This window comes from Pseudomonas oligotrophica, from assembly GCF_021726475.1.
Lineage (GTDB): Bacteria > Pseudomonadota > Gammaproteobacteria > Pseudomonadales > Pseudomonadaceae > Stutzerimonas > Stutzerimonas oligotrophica.
Genome location: NZ_JAKJRU010000002.1, coordinates 441,957 through 456,652 on the forward strand (window position 1 = coordinate 441,957; position 14,696 = coordinate 456,652).

At 66.9% G+C, this 14,696-nt stretch carries 11 protein-coding genes; 10 read left to right on the top strand and 1 reads right to left on the bottom strand.

The genetic code is table 11. The annotated features are described in order from the left end of the window. Positions 1–228 precede the first annotated feature (228 nt). The 10 genes from L3N39_RS05970 to L3N39_RS06015 all read left to right on the top strand — a co-directional run bounded on the left by L3N39_RS05970 (position 229) and on the right by L3N39_RS06015 (position 13,948). The gene (locus tag L3N39_RS05970) at positions 229–1,491 is read left to right on the top strand and encodes an MFS transporter (protein WP_237256357.1); all 1,263 of its coding nucleotides are present in this window, start codon (positions 229–231) and stop codon (positions 1,489–1,491) included. Between the two features lie 18 nt (positions 1,492–1,509). Continuing rightward, entirely contained in the window at positions 1,510–2,922 is a 1,413-nt protein-coding gene (locus tag L3N39_RS05975) for a NarK family nitrate/nitrite MFS transporter (protein WP_237256358.1), read from the top strand. 66 nt (positions 2,923–2,988) lie between these two features. Then, positions 2,989–6,738: a nitrate reductase subunit alpha gene (locus L3N39_RS05980; protein WP_237256359.1), complete on the top strand. Its 3,750-nt coding sequence runs from the start codon at positions 2,989–2,991 to the stop codon at positions 6,736–6,738. A gap of 12 nt (positions 6,739–6,750) precedes the next feature. Next, positions 6,751–8,289: a nitrate reductase subunit beta gene (gene narH / locus L3N39_RS05985; RefSeq protein ID WP_237256360.1), complete on the top strand. Its 1,539-nt coding sequence runs from the start codon at positions 6,751–6,753 to the stop codon at positions 8,287–8,289. A 2-nt stretch (positions 8,290–8,291) separates the two neighbouring features. Further along, on the top strand, positions 8,292–9,044 hold the full coding sequence (gene narJ, locus L3N39_RS05990) for a nitrate reductase molybdenum cofactor assembly chaperone (protein WP_237256361.1): 753 nt from the start codon (positions 8,292–8,294) through the stop codon (positions 9,042–9,044). Further along, a complete protein-coding gene (gene narI / locus L3N39_RS05995; protein WP_237256362.1) occupies positions 9,037–9,831 on the top strand; it encodes a respiratory nitrate reductase subunit gamma in 795 nt (264 codons plus the stop codon). The genes narJ and narI overlap by 8 nt, the downstream gene beginning before the upstream one ends. Before the next feature lie 69 nt (positions 9,832–9,900). Beyond that, complete coding sequence (locus tag L3N39_RS06000; protein ID WP_237256363.1) at positions 9,901–10,866, top strand: peptidylprolyl isomerase; 966 nt, start codon at positions 9,901–9,903, stop codon at positions 10,864–10,866. Between the two features lie 103 nt (positions 10,867–10,969). Beyond that, positions 10,970–11,959, top strand: a complete 990-nt coding sequence (gene moaA, locus L3N39_RS06005) for a GTP 3',8-cyclase MoaA (protein ID WP_237256364.1) — start codon at positions 10,970–10,972, stop codon at positions 11,957–11,959. 214 nt (positions 11,960–12,173) lie between these two features. Continuing rightward, positions 12,174–12,719, top strand: a complete 546-nt coding sequence (moaB, locus tag L3N39_RS06010; RefSeq protein ID WP_237256365.1) for a molybdenum cofactor biosynthesis protein B — start codon at positions 12,174–12,176, stop codon at positions 12,717–12,719. Continuing rightward, entirely contained in the window at positions 12,716–13,948 is a 1,233-nt protein-coding gene (locus L3N39_RS06015) for a molybdopterin molybdotransferase MoeA (protein ID WP_237256366.1), read from the top strand. The genes moaB and L3N39_RS06015 overlap by 4 nt, the downstream gene beginning before the upstream one ends. Positions 13,949–14,002: 54 nt before the next feature. On the opposite strand, the gene L3N39_RS06020 is transcribed toward L3N39_RS06015, so the two are convergent. Further along, a complete protein-coding gene (locus tag L3N39_RS06020; RefSeq protein ID WP_237256367.1) occupies positions 14,003–14,548 on the bottom strand; it encodes a cytochrome b in 546 nt (181 codons plus the stop codon). Positions 14,549–14,696 lie beyond the last annotated feature (148 nt).

The following is a 14,696-nucleotide window of genomic DNA, read 5'->3' on the forward strand; positions in this document are numbered from 1 at the left end:
TACCTCCAAAGAGTTCCGAGATGCCCGGGTGCCGGTCCCTGCTGGGCGATCATTCCTTAAGCCACTGATATTAAGGGCGTTTTGCGTGGAAATTCTGGCTACCTCCAAGGTGGTAGCTGGGCAAATCTTACCTTTTCACTCGGAAATCCGGTCTTGATCCAAATCAACGGATTCCGGTCGTTGCGTCTCTAGCTTGGCGTCAGGTCGATACTTCGGGGAGGGTTCGACATGGCGAAAATGAATGTTCAACAAGGGCTGATACTCGGCATGAGCACGGTGGCATTCACCATCTGCTTCATGGTCTGGATGATGTTTGCTGTGCTCGGCGTACCGATCAAGGAGATCTTCCAGCTCAACGAGACCCAGTTCGGCCTGCTGGCCGCAACACCCGTTCTAACCGGTTCCCTGGTGCGCCTGCCGCTGGGCATGCTCACCGACAAGTTCGGCGGCCGCATCGTCTTCTTCGTGCTGATGCTGGTCTGCGTGCTGCCGATCTACCTGATCAGCGAGGCCACCGCCTACTGGCACTTCCTGGTGCTGGGATTGTTCGTCGGCCTGGCCGGCGGTTCCTTCTCGGTGGGCATCGCCTATGTCGCCAAGTGGTTCGACAAGAGCACCCAGGGCCTGGCCATGGGCATCTTCGGCGCCGGCAACGCCGGTTCGGCGCTGACCAAGTTCATCGCCCCGGCGATCATCGCCGCGGCCAGCTGGCAGATGGTGCCCAAGGTCTACTCGGCGATCATGTTCATCACCGCGGTGCTGTTCTGGTTCCTCACCAGCGAGAACAAGGCGCACCGCGTGTCCACCAGCGTGACCTTCAAGAGCCAGCTGCAGGCGCTGAAGGACCCGGCCGTGTGGCGCTACTGCCAGTACTACTCGATCGTCTTCGGCGGCTACGTCGCGCTCGCCCTGTGGATGACCAAGTACTACGTGCAGGAATACGGCTTCAACCTGCAGACCGCCGCGCTGCTGGCCGCCTGCTTCTCGCTGCCCGGCGGCGTGCTGCGCGCGGTGGGCGGCTGGATGTCCGACCGCTGGGGCGCGCAGAGCGTGACCTGGTGGGTGATGTGGGTGAGCTGGGTGTGCCTGTTCCTGCTGTCCTACCCGCAGACCAACTTCACCATCCAGACCGTCAACGGCCCGGCCAGCTTCCACATCGGCCTCAACGCCTGGGTGTTCACCGCGCTGCTGTTCATCGTCGGCATCGCCTTCGCCTTCGGAAAGGCCTCGGTCTTCAAGTACATCTCCGACGACTACCCGCAAAACATGGGCGTGATCTCCGGGATCGTCGGCCTGGCCGGCGGCCTCGGCGGCTTCGTCCTGCCGATCATGTTCGGTGCCCTGGTGGACCTCACCGGCGTGCGTTCCTCGGCCTTCATGCTGCTCTACGGCGTCGTCTGGGTCTCCCTGATCTGGATGTACTTCAGCGAAATCCGCAAAACCCCCGTGATGGGCAAGGCCGGCCAGGGCCGGTTGTCGTCCGCGCCCTGAACCTTCTGGAGAATGACCATGACCGCACTCGTCAAACCCGCGGCCGGCAAGCCGCCCAAGCAGGGGCCGGTGATTCAGGACTGGCGTCCCGAGGACCCGCAGTTCTGGGCCGCCACCGGCAAGGCGATCGCCACCCGCAACCTGTGGATCTCGATCCCCGCGCTGCTGCTGGCCTTCGCCGTATGGATGGTCTGGAGCACGGTGATCGTGCGCCTGAACGCCATCGGCTTCACCTTCAGCACCGACCAGCTGTTCTGGCTCGCCGCGCTGCCGGGCCTGTCCGGCGCCACGCTGCGCATCTTCTACTCGTTCATGGTGCCGATCTTCGGTGGCCGCCGCTGGACCGCCATCAGCACCGCCTCGCTGGCCATCCCGGCCTTGTGGATGGGCTTTGCGGTGCAGAATCCGGAGACGCCCTACAGCGTGTTCGTGATCATCGCGCTGCTGTGCGGCTTCGGTGGCGGCAACTTCGCCTCCTCGATGTCCAACATCAGCTTCTTCTACCCCAAGGCGCAGCAGGGCACCGCGCTCGGCCTGAACGCCGGCCTGGGCAACCTCGGCGTCTCGGTGATGCAGTTCAGCGTGCCGCTGCTGATCGGCGTCGGCCTGTTCGGCGCCGCCGGCGGCCAGCCGCAGGACCTGGCCGATGGCAGCCAGCTGTGGCTGCAGAACGCCGGCTTCGTCTGGGTGCCGTTCATCCTCGCGGTGACCGTCGCCGCCTGGTTCGGCATGAACGACCTGAGCTCGGCCAAGGCCTCGTTCAGCGAGCAGGCGGTGATCTTCAAGCGCAAGCACAACTGGCTGATGTGCTGGCTGTACCTGGCCACCTTCGGCTCGTTCATCGGCTTCGCCGCGGCCTTCCCGATGCTGATCAAGACCTCCTTCCCGGACGTCAACCCGCTGAGCTTCGCCTTCCTCGGCCCGCTGGTCGGTGCGCTGGTGCGCCCGGTGGGTGGCTGGGTCGCCGACAAGCTGGGCGGCGCGCGCGTCACCCTGTGGAACTTCGTGGTGATGATCGGCGCGGTGTTCGGCGTGCTGAGCTTCCTGCCGGTGGCTGGGCAGAGCGGCAACTTCTACGGCTTCCTCGCCATGTTCATGCTGCTGTTCGTCACCACCGGCATCGGCAACGGTTCGACCTTCCGCATGATCCCGGTGATCTTCCGCACCCTGCACGAGCGTCGCGCCGGCAAGAACGCCGCCGCCCGCGAGGAAGCGCTGCGCGCCGCCGGCAAGGAGTCGGCCGCGGTGCTGGGCTTCAGCTCGGCGATCGGGGCCTTCGGTGCCTTCTTCATTCCCAAGTCGTTCGGCTCGTCCATCGCGCTGACCGGCGGCCCGGAAATGGCCCTTTACGGGTTCGTTGCCTACTACGTGACCTGCATCCTGGTGACCTGGTGGTGGTATTCGCGCAAGGGCGCCGAGACCCCCTGCTAGGCCGGACGACCGCATTAAAAAAAGAGCGCGGGCCCGGCCTGCGCTCAGCCTGAGAGGAAAGAAACGATGAGCCACCTACTCGACCAGCTGCGTTTTTTCAATCGCAAGCAAGGAGAGTTCGCTGACGGGCATGGCGAGACCCGCATCGAATCCCGCGACTGGGAAAACGTCTATCGCTCGCGCTGGCAGTACGACAAGATCGTGCGCTCCACCCACGGGGTGAACTGCACCGGTTCGTGTTCCTGGAAGATCTACGTGAAGAACGGCCTGATCACCTGGGAAACCCAGCAGACCGACTACCCGCGCACCCGCAACGACCTGCCCAACCACGAGCCGCGGGGTTGCCCGCGTGGCGCCAGCTACAGCTGGTACATCTACAGTGCCAACCGCCTGAAGTACCCCAAGGTGCGCAAGCCGCTGCTCAAGCTGTGGCGCGAGGCGCGGCGCAACATGGCGCCGGTCGAGGCCTGGGCCAGCATCGTCGAGGACAAGACCAAGGCCGAGTCGTACAAGAGCAAGCGCGGCATGGGCGGCTTCATCCGCTCCAGCTGGGACGAGGTCAACGAGATCATCGCCGCGGCCAACGTCTACACCGTCAAGCAGTACGGCCCGGACCGCGTGGTCGGCTTCTCGCCGATCCCGGCGATGTCGATGGTGTCCTACGCCGCCGGTAGCCGCTACCTGTCGCTGATCGGTGGCGTCTGCCTGTCGTTCTACGACTGGTACTGCGACCTGCCGCCGTCCTCGCCGCAGGTGTGGGGCGAGCAGACCGACGTGCCGGAATCGGCCGACTGGTACAACTCCAACTACATCATCGCCTGGGGCTCCAACGTCCCGCAGACGCGTACCCCGGACGCGCACTTCTTCACCGAGGTCCGCTACAAGGGCACCAAGACCGTGTCCATCACCCCGGACTACTCCGAGGTGGCCAAGCTCACCGACCTCTGGCTCAACCCCAAGCAGGGCACCGACGCCGCGCTGGCCCAGGCCTTCGCCCACGTCATCTTCAAAGAGTTCCACCTGCAGAACCCGAGCGCCTACTTCACCGACTACGCCAAGCGCTACACCGACCTGCCGATGCTGGTGCTGCTCGACGAGAAGAACGGCAGCTACGTCGCCGACCGCTTCCTGCGCGCCTCGGACCTCGCCGACAACCTCGGCCAGGACAACAACCCCGAATGGAAGACCATCGGCGTCGACGCCGACGGCGGGCTGGTCTCGCCGCAGGGCTCGATCGGCTACCGCTGGGGCGAGAAGGGCAAGTGGAACATCGAGGCCCGCGAGGGCGGCGAGGGGCGCGAGGTCGACCTGAAGCTGAGCCAGATCGGCGGCGAGAGCGCCGAGGTGGCCTTCCCCTATTTCGGCGGCCAGACCCACGAGTACTTCACTGCCGTCGAAGGTGACGATGTCCAGCTGCGCCGCGTGCCGGTGAGCAGCGTCACCCTGGCCGACGGGCGCAGCGCCAAGGTCGCCACCGTGTTCGACCTGATGGCCGCCAACCTCGGCATCGACCGTGGCCTGGGTGGCGCCAACGTCGCCTCCAGCTACGACGACGCCAGCGTCCCCGGCACCCCGGCCTGGCAGGAAAAGATCACCGGTGTCGCGCGCGAGAAGGCCATCCAGATCGCCCGTGAATTCGCCGACAACGCCGACAAGACCCATGGCCGTTCCATGATCATCGTCGGTGCGGCGATGAACCACTGGTACCACATGGACATGAACTACCGCGGGCTGATCAACATGCTCATGCTCTGCGGTTGCGTCGGCCAGACTGGCGGTGGCTGGGCCCACTACGTTGGCCAGGAGAAGCTGCGCCCGCAGTGCGGCTGGCTGCCGCTGGCCTTTGGCCTGGACTGGAGCCGTCCGCCGCGCCAGATGAACGGCACCAGCTTCTTCTACAACCACAGCTCGCAGTGGCGCCACGAGAAGATGAGCATCCACGAAGTGCTCTCGCCGCTGGCCGACAAGTCGCAGTTCCCCGAGCACATGCTCGACTACAACATCCGCGCCGAGCGCGCCGGCTGGCTGCCGAGCGCCCCGCAGCTCAACCGCAACCCGCTGCAGATCTGCCGCGACGCCGAAGCGGCCGGGCTGTCGCCGGTCGACTACGTGGTCAAGTCGCTGAAGGACGGCTCGCTGCGCTTCTCCTGCGAGCAGCCGGACAGCCCGGAAAACTTCCCGCGCAACATGTTCGTCTGGCGTTCCAACCTGCTGGGCTCCTCCGGCAAGGGCCACGAGTACATGCTCAAGTACCTCTTGGGCACCAAGAACGGCGTGATGAACGAGGACATCGGCAAGCGCGGCGGCTTCAAGCCGACCGAGGCCGAGTGGCAGGACGAGGGCGCCATCGGCAAGCTCGACCTGGTCACCACCCTCGACTTCCGCATGTCCTCGACCTGCGTGTACTCCGACATCGTCCTGCCGACCGCGACCTGGTACGAGAAGGACGACATGAACACCTCGGACATGCACCCCTTCATCCACCCGCTGTCGGCGGCGATCGACCCGGCCTGGGAAGCCAAGTCCGACTGGGAGATCTACAAGGGCATCGCCAAGGCGTTCTCCGATATGGCCGTCGGCCACCTCGGCGTCGAGAAGGACCTGGTCACCGTGCCGCTGCTGCACGATACCCCCAGCGAGCTGGCCCAGCCGTTCGGCGGCAGCGACTGGAAGACCGAAGGCAAGGACCCGGTGCCGGGCAAGAACTGCCCGAACATGGCGGTGGTCGAGCGCGACTACCCGAACACCTACAAGAAGTTCACCTCCCTCGGCCCGCTGCTCGACAAGCTGGGCAACGGCGGCAAGGGCATCAACTGGAACACCGAGCACGAGGTCGAGTTCCTCGGCGAGCTGAACTACAAGGTGCGCGAGGAAGGTGTCAGCAAGGGCCGGCCGAAGATCGAATCGGCCATCGACGCCGCCGAGGTGATCCTCAGCCTGGCGCCGGAAACCAACGGCCACGTCGCCGTGAAGGCCTGGGCCGCGCTGTCGGAATTCACCGGTCGCGACCACAGCCACCTGGCGCTGCCCAAGGAGCACGAGGCGATTCGCTTCCGTGACATCCAGGCGCAGCCGCGCAAGATCATCTCCAGCCCGACCTGGTCCGGCCTGGAAGACGAGCACGTGTCGTACAACGCCGGCTACACCAATGTCCACGAGCTGATCCCGTGGCGCACCATCACCGGTCGCCAGCAGTTCTACCAGGATCACCCCTGGATGCTGGCCTTCGGTGAAGGGCTGCAGAGCTACCGGCCGCCGATCAACACCCGCTCGACCGGCTACGTGAAGGGCAAGATGTCCAACGGCAACCCGGAGATCTGCCTGAACTGGATCACCCCGCACCAGAAGTGGGGCATCCACTCCACCTACACCGACAACCTGATCATGCTGACCCTGAGCCGTGGCGGCCCGATCGTCTGGATGAGCGAGATCGACGCGAAGAAGGTCGGCATCGAGGACAACGACTGGATCGAGTGCTTCAACGCCAACGGTGCGCTGACCGCCCGTGCGGTGGTCAGCCAGCGGGTCAAGGAAGGCATGGTGATGATGTACCACGCCCAGGAACGCATCGTGAACGTGCCCGGCGCCGAGAGCACCAAGACCCGCGGCGGCCACCACAACTCGGTGACCCGCGTGGTGCTCAAGCCCACCCACATGATCGGCGGCTACGCCCAGCTGGCGTACGGCTTCAACTACTACGGCACCGTGGGTTGCAACCGCGACGAGTTCGTCGTGGTGCGCAAGATGAACAAGGTCGACTGGCTCGATGGCCCCAATGGCAACGAGCTGCCGCAACCCCTGCCGCAAGATATCTGAGGATTTGATGCCATGAAGATTCGTTCACAAGTTGGCATGGTGTTGAACCTGGACAAGTGCATCGGGTGCCACACCTGTTCGATCACCTGCAAGAACGTCTGGACCAGCCGCGAAGGCATGGAATACGCCTGGTTCAACAACGTCGAGACCAAGCCCGGGATCGGCTACCCGAAGGAATGGGAAAACCAGGACAAGTGGAAGGGTGGCTGGGTGCGCAACGGCGACGGCACCATCAACCCGAAGATCGGCGGCAAGTTCCGCGTGCTGGCGAACATCTTCGCCAACCCGGACCTGCCCTCGATCGACGACTACTACGAGCCGTTCGACTTCGACTACCAGAACCTGCACACCGCACCGATCTCCGACCACCAGCCGGTGGCCCGCCCGCGCTCGCTGATTTCCGGCCAGCGCATGCAGAAGATCGAGTGGGGCCCGAACTGGGAGGAAATCCTCGGCACCGAGTTCGCCAAGCGCCGCAAGGACAAGAACTTCGACAAGGTGCAAGCCGACATCTACGGCGAGTACGAGAACACCTTCATGATGTACCTGCCGCGCCTGTGCGAGCACTGCCTCAACCCGGCGTGCGCGGCCTCCTGCCCGAGCGGCGCGATCTACAAGCGCGAAGAGGACGGCATCGTCCTCATCGACCAGGAGAAGTGCCGCGGCTGGCGGATGTGCATCAGCGGCTGCCCGTACAAGAAGATCTACTTCAACTGGAAGAGCGGCAAATCCGAGAAGTGCATCTTCTGCTTCCCGCGCATCGAGGCCGGCATGCCGACCGTCTGCGCCGAGACCTGCGTGGGCCGCATCCGCTACCTGGGCGTGCTGCTGTACGACGCCGACCGCATCCATGAAGTGGCCAGCACCGTCAACGAGCAGGACCTGTACCAGAAGCAGCTGGAGATCTTCCTCGACCCGTTCGATCCGAAGGTCATCGAGCAGGCGCTCGACGACGGCGTGCCGATGTCGGTGATCGAGGCCGCGCAGAAGTCGCCGGTCTACAAGATGGCGGTGGACTGGAAGCTGGCCCTGCCGCTGCACCCCGAATACCGCACCCTGCCGATGGTCTGGTACGTGCCGCCGCTGTCGCCGATCCAGAACGCCGCCAGCGCCGGCCACGTCAGCATGGACGGCGTGCTGCCGGACGTCGACAGCCTGCGCATCCCGCTGCGCTACCTGGCCAACCTGCTCACCGCCGGTGACGAGAAGCCGGTCAAGCTGGCGCTCAAGCGGATGCTCGCCATGCGTGCCTACAAGCGTGCCGAGCAGGTCGATGGCGTGCAGGACCTCAAGGTGCTGGAGAGCGTCGGGCTGAGCGTCGACCAGGTCGAGGACATGTACCGCTACCTGGCCATCGCCAACTACGAGGACCGCTACGTGATCCCCTCGGCGCACCGCGAAGAAGCCGCCAGCGACGCCTTCGCCGAGCGCTCGGGCTGCGGCTTCAGCTTCGGCAGCGGCTGCTCGGGCAGCTCGGACACCAACATGTTCGGCGCGAAGAAGGCCAACCGCCGCGACATCATCAAGACCGTCCAGCTGTGGGAGGACTGAGCATGAAGATCCTCAAGGTGATCTCCCTGCTGCTCGACTACCCCGACGAGCATCTGCTCGACGGGCGTCAGGAGCTGGCGCAGGTGATCGCCTCGGCCCGCGAGATCAGCCCGGAGCAGCGCATCGCGCTGCGCCGGCTGCTCGACGCGCTGACCGAGGACGATCTGATGGACGTGCAGGAGCGCTACACCGAGCTGTTCGACCGCGGCCGCACGCTCTCGCTGCTGCTGTTCGAACACGTGCATGGCGAGTCGCGTGACCGCGGCCAGGCCATGGTCGACCTGATGGCACAGTACGAAGCCGCCGGGTTCGCCATCGGCGTGCGCGAGCTGCCGGACTACATCCCGCTGTACCTCGAGTACCTCGCCACCCGCGAGGACCTCGAGGCCCGCGAGGGGCTGGCCGACGTCGCGCACCTGCTGGCGCTGCTGGCTGCACGCCTGGAGGAGCGCGAAAGCCCGCATGCCGCGTGCTTCCACGCGCTGCTGCAGATCGCCGGGCAGGTGGTCGAGCAGGCCGTTGGCGAGCTGCGCGAGCAGGTCGCCAGCGAGGTGCGCGACGACTCGCTCGAGGCACTGGACAAGGTCTGGGAGGAAGAACAGGTGAACTTCCTCCAGGCCGAGCAGCAGGATCGCTGCCCGTCCATGCCGGGCGGCCCGGGCAAGGCCCGCGAAGAAACCCCGGTGCCGCTGCACTGGACCGATTTCAAGCAAGACGGGCAAGCCGCGCTGGCCCAGGAGGTGCGCAATGTCTAACTTCAATTTCCTGCTGTTCGGGGTCTACCCCTACATCGCCCTGGCGGTCTGCCTGATCGGCAGCTGGGCGCGCTTCGACCTGTCGCAGTACAGCTGGAAGGCTGGCTCCAGCCAGATGCTCCAGCCCAAGGGCATGCGCCTGGCGAGCAACCTGTTCCACGTCGGGGTGATCTTCATCCTCGCCGGCCACTTCGTCGGCCTGCTGACGCCCGAGGCGGTCTACCACTCGTTCATCAGCAGCGGTGCCAAGCAGGTGGTGGCGATGGTCTCCGGCGGCTTCTTCGGCGTGCTCTGCCTGATCGGCCTGGTCATGCTGATCCAGCGCCGGCTGAACGATCCGCGCGTGCGGGCCAGCTCGAACAAGAGCGACATCATGATCCTCTTCGTGCTGCTGGCTCAGCTGGTGCTCGGCCTGCTGACCATCTTCGCCTCGCTCGGCCATCTCGATGGCTCGGTGATGGTGCTGCTGGGCACCTGGGCGCAGAGCGTGGTGACGCTGCAGCCGGTCAAGGCCGCGGGCGCCATCGAGACCGTCAGCATCGTCTACAAGCTGCACGTGTTCCTCGGCCTGACCCTGTTCGTGCTGTTCCCCTTCACCCGCCTGGTGCACATCGTCAGCGCACCGGTGTGGTACCTGGGCCGGCGCTACCAGATCGTCCGCCAGAAAGGCGTCAAGCCGATGGCCAAGCGGGCCAAGCGCCCGGTGGGCTACCAGGCACCGGCACGCGCCGCGGCAACGCCGGCGCCGGGCCTGGCCACCGCCAAGTCCAAGGACAGCGTGCACTGAGCAGGCGCGGCCGGCGTGCGCGCCGGCCGCAGCCGATACGAGATTCCAGTTTCAGAGAGGTAGGCCGTCATGGGTTGTGGATGCGGTGGTAGTGGAGGTGGAGGCGGTTGCGGTGGCGGTGTGCGCCCCGAGCTGGAACAGCCGGTCGAGGCGCCGCTGTTCGAGGAGCTGCCCCACGAGGTGGTCGAGCAGGACGCCCCGGCCGAAAGCGAAGCGGTAGAGGCCGCGCCGCTGCTGATCGCCAGCAGCGAGCAGGAATGGCCACGGGTGCGGGTCAATGGCGTGGAGATCGCGCCGCAGGCCATCGCCCAGGAACTGCAGTACCACCCGGCCGACAGCCGTGACGAGGCGGTCTACCTCGCCACCCAGGCGCTGGTGATCCGCGAGCTGCTGCAGCAGCGTATCGCCGAGCTGGGCCTGGTGGTGCGCGCCGGTGCCGGCGAGAGCGAGGAAGAGGCCGCCACCCGCGCGCTGATCGAGCAGGAAATCCAGCTGCCGCTGGCCGACGAGACCGCCTGCCGGCAGTTCTACGAAGGCAACCGCCAGCGCTTCTTCAGCGCGCCGCTGCTCGCCGCCCGGCACATCCTGCTGGCCTGCCCGCCGGACGATGCCGAGGAGCGCAGCCTGGTACGCGAGCGTGCCGAGGCGCTGCTGGTCCAGCTCAAGGCCGACCCGGCGCGCTTCGCCGACTTCGCCCTGCGCCATTCCGACTGCCCGTCCAAGGAGCAGGGCGGCGCGCTGGGCCAGGTCAGCAAGGGCCAGACCGTGCCCGAGTTCGAGCGCCAGCTGTTCCGCCAGGGCGAAGGGCTCTGCGCGCATCCGCTGGAGAGCCGTTACGGCTACCACCTGGTGTTCGTCGACCAGCGCATCGAAGGCCAGCAACTGCCCTACGAGATCGTCGCCGGGGCCATCCGCGCCGAACTCAACGGGCGGGTCTGGCAGATCGGCGTCGGCCAGTACATCAAGAGCCTGCTCGGCGCGGCCAACATCGAAGGGATTCGCATCGAGGGGGCGGATACGCCGTTGATGCAGTAACGGCAGCCGCCCGCGGCAAGCCCCGGTATTCAAGCGGCCAGGCGCCGGTCGGCGCCGGCTTCTTGCGGTGGCTTGCCGCCCCACCACACAGGCGAGACATCCCATGGCCTCACTCATCGATTCCCACAACCGCCAGATCGAATACCTGCGCATGTCGGTGACCGACCGCTGCGACTTCCGCTGCGTCTACTGCATGGCCGAGGACATGACCTTCCTGCCGCGCCAGCAGGTGCTCGGCCTGGAGGAGCTGGAGCGCATCGCGCGCATCTTCGTCGGTCTGGGGGTGAAGAAAATCCGCCTCACCGGCGGCGAGCCACTGGTGCGCCAGGGCATCGTCGGGCTCTGCGAGCGCATCGCCGCGCTGCCCGGGCTGCGCGAGCTGGTGATGACCACCAACGGCTCGCAACTGGTCAGGCTTGCCGCGCCGCTGGCGCGCGCCGGGGTGAAGCGGCTGAACATCAGCCTCGATAGCCTGGACGCCGAGAAATTCCACGCCATCACCCGCACCGGCCACTTGCAGCAGGTGCTCGACGGCATCGACGCGGCGCGTGCCGCCGGCTTCGAGCGGATCAAGCTCAACGCCGTGGTGATGAAGGGCCGCAATGCCGAGGAAGTCGCCGACCTGGTGGACTTCGCCATCCGCGGCGGGCTGGACATCAGCTTCATCGAGGAGATGCCGCTGGGCGACGTCGGCCGCTCGCGCGGCGAGAGCTTCTGCTCCAGCGACGAGGTGCGTGCGCTGATCGCCGAGCGCCACGCGCTGATCGACTCGGCCGAGCAGAGCGGCGGGCCGGCGCGCTACGTGCGCCTGCAGAACCACCCGCAGACGCGCGTCGGCTTCATCTCGCCGCATTCGCACAACTTCTGCGCCACCTGCAACCGCGTGCGCCTGACCGTCGAAGGGCGCCTGCTGCTGTGCCTCGGCCACGAGAATTCCATCGACCTGCGCGGCCTGCTGCGCCGGCATCCCACCTGCGACCAGCCGGTGATCGATGCCATCCACGCCGCCCTGCAACGCAAGCCGCTGCGTCACGAGTTCGCCAGCAGCGGCGAGGTGCAGGTGCTGCGCTTCATGAACGCCAGCGGCGGCTGAGCGCCCGGCGGGCTTCGAGCCGCCGGGCGAATTCGCTACCATCGGGCGGTTTCGCCCGGTACCGACCCGCGGTCGCTGCGCCTGGTGCGCAACCGCCCGCCGCGTTGTCAGACCCGATTGCACCCATGCCGCGCGGTCATACCTCCAACGGGGAATGGGTTCACGCGCAGTGCCGGTGCAGCCTGCGCACACATCTTCTAGGGAGTTACGAGCCATGGCTCACCTGTCCAACACCGAATTCCAGCCGCTGAGCATCGCCGTGCTCACCGTCAGCGACACCCGCAACCTGGACACCGACACCTCCGGCCAGGCGCTGATCGACGGCCTGTCGAGCGCCGGTCATACGCTGGCCGAGCGCGCCATCGTCAAGGACGACATCTGGCAGATCCGCGCCCACGTCTGCCGCTGGATCGCCAGCGAGGACGTGCAGGTGGTGCTGATCACCGGCGGCACCGGCTTCACCGCCCGCGACAACACCCCGCAGGCGGTGCAACCCTTGATGGACAAGGCCGTCGACGGCTTCGGCGAGCTGTTCCGCCACGTCTCGCTGGGCGAGATCGGCACCTCCACGGTGCAGTCGCGCGCGCTGGCCGGGATGAGCAACGGCACCCTGGTCTGCTGCCTGCCGGGCTCGACCAACGCCTGCCGTACCGCCTGGAACAAGATCCTCGTCGAGCAGCTGGACAGCCGCACCAAGCCATGCAACTTCGTGCCGCACCTCAAGGCCTCCGCGGTCGGTTACTGCGGGCCCCGCTCATGAGCGGCTGTGGCTGCGACGTCGGCGGGCTGAAGCCGGTCGACGAGGCCATCGACGCCCTGCTGGCACGGGTGCCGGCGCCGCCGGCGGTGGAGGAGGTCGAGCTGCGCGATGCCCTCGGCCGCGTGCTCGCCGCACCGCTGGATGCGAGCTTTCCGGTGCCGGCCTGGGACAACAGCGCGATGGACGGCTACGCGCTTTGCGCCGCCGACCTGCCGGCCGAAGGCGGTGCCCTGCCGTTGGCCGGGCGCATCGCCGCCGGTGACGCCGCCGAGCAGCGGCTACCGGCCGGGCACGCGGTACGCATCTTCACTGGCGCGCCCCTGCCACCGGGCGCCGATGCCGTGGTCGCCCAGGAAAACTGCCGCGTCGAGGGCGAGCGCATCTGGCTGCCGGCGGTGAAGGCCGGTGACAACGTGCGCCGCCAAGGCGAGGAAACCGCCGCCGGCGAGCGCGTGCTCGAGGCCGGCAAGCGCCTGCGCCCGCAGGAACTCGGCCTGCTGGCCAGCTTCGGCGTGGCGCGGGTGAAGGTCCATCGGCGCCTGCGCGTGGCGCTGCTGTCCAGCGGCAACGAGCTGCGCGAGCCGGGCGAGCCGCTCCAGGCCGGGCAGATCTACAACTCCAACCGCTACAGCCTGCTCGGCGTGCTGCAGAGCCTGGGCTGCGAGGTGCATGACTTCCCGATCCTGGTCGACGACCTGGGTGCCAGCCGTGAGGCGCTGGCCGATGCGGCCAGCTGCTTCGACCTGATCATCACCTCCGGCGGCGTCTCGGTCGGCGAGGAAGACCACCTCAAGCAGGCAATCCGCGAGCTGGGCGAGCTGCACCTGTGGCGTCTGGCGATCCAGCCGGGCAAGCCGCTGGCCTTCGGCGAGGTCAACGGCACCCCGTGGATCGGCCTGCCGGGCAACCCGGCGGCGGCGCTGATCACCTCGCTGGTGGTGGCGCGGCCGTTCATCCTGCGCGCCCAGGGCTGCGCCGAGGTGCTGCCCAAGCCCTTGCAACTGCCGGCCGGCTTCGCCTGGCGCAAGGCCAACGTGCGTCGGCAATACCTGCGCGCACGGCTGGAGCCGGTCGACGGCCAGCTGCAGGTGCGCCTGCACCCGCGCCAGGGTTCGGCCATGCTCACCTCGGCCAGCTGGGCCGAAGGGCTGGCGATCGTCGAATGCCAGCGCACCCTCGGGGAGGGCGAGGTCGTCGAGTACCTGCCGTTCAGCGAACTGCTCGGCTGAACACGCGAACGCCCGGCCGATTGCGTATCGGCCGGGCGTTTTCGTGTCTGCGTCTCAGGCGTGGCGACGTGCCGGCAGCATGCGCCTGAGCACGTCGTCATGGCGCACATAGTGGTGCAGCAGGGCGGCCACGGCATGCAGGCCGATCAGCCAGTAGCCGGCCACCGCCAGGGGCTCGTGCACTTCCTTGAACTGGCCGGCCAGTGCCTGGTCCGGGCCGATCAGCGCCGGCAGCTCGAGGCCGAAGAAGGGAACCGGCTTGCCCGCCGCGCTGAGCGTCAGCCAGCCGAGCAGCGGCAGGCCGATCATCAGGCCGTAGAGCCCCAGGTGCATCAGCCTGGCCAGCGCGGTTTCCCAGCCGGCGGGCGCCGTCGGCGCCGGGCTCAGCAGGCGGGCGACCAGGCGCAGCCAGACCAGGGCGAAGATGCCCAGCCCGAGCATGAAGTGCCAGTGCTTGAGCAGCTCGCGCGGCTCGCTGCCCTTGGGAAAGTTGCCCTTCAGTTCGATGGTGGCGTAGACGCTGGCGATCAGCAGCACCATCAGCCAGTGCAGGGCGATGCTCAGGCGGCTGTAGCGCACCGGGGAGGGGATGGCGGTCATTTCACGCACTCCTTGTGTGGAAATGCGCCCAGTCTAGGCCGCCCAGCTTAAGCGAAGCTTAGCGAGCGGCCGGCGCGGCTGCGGCGGGCTGTCGCGGCGGGCGCGTGACGGCGGCGTACCGCTTTTTCGATCCGATCCGAGGAGGAGC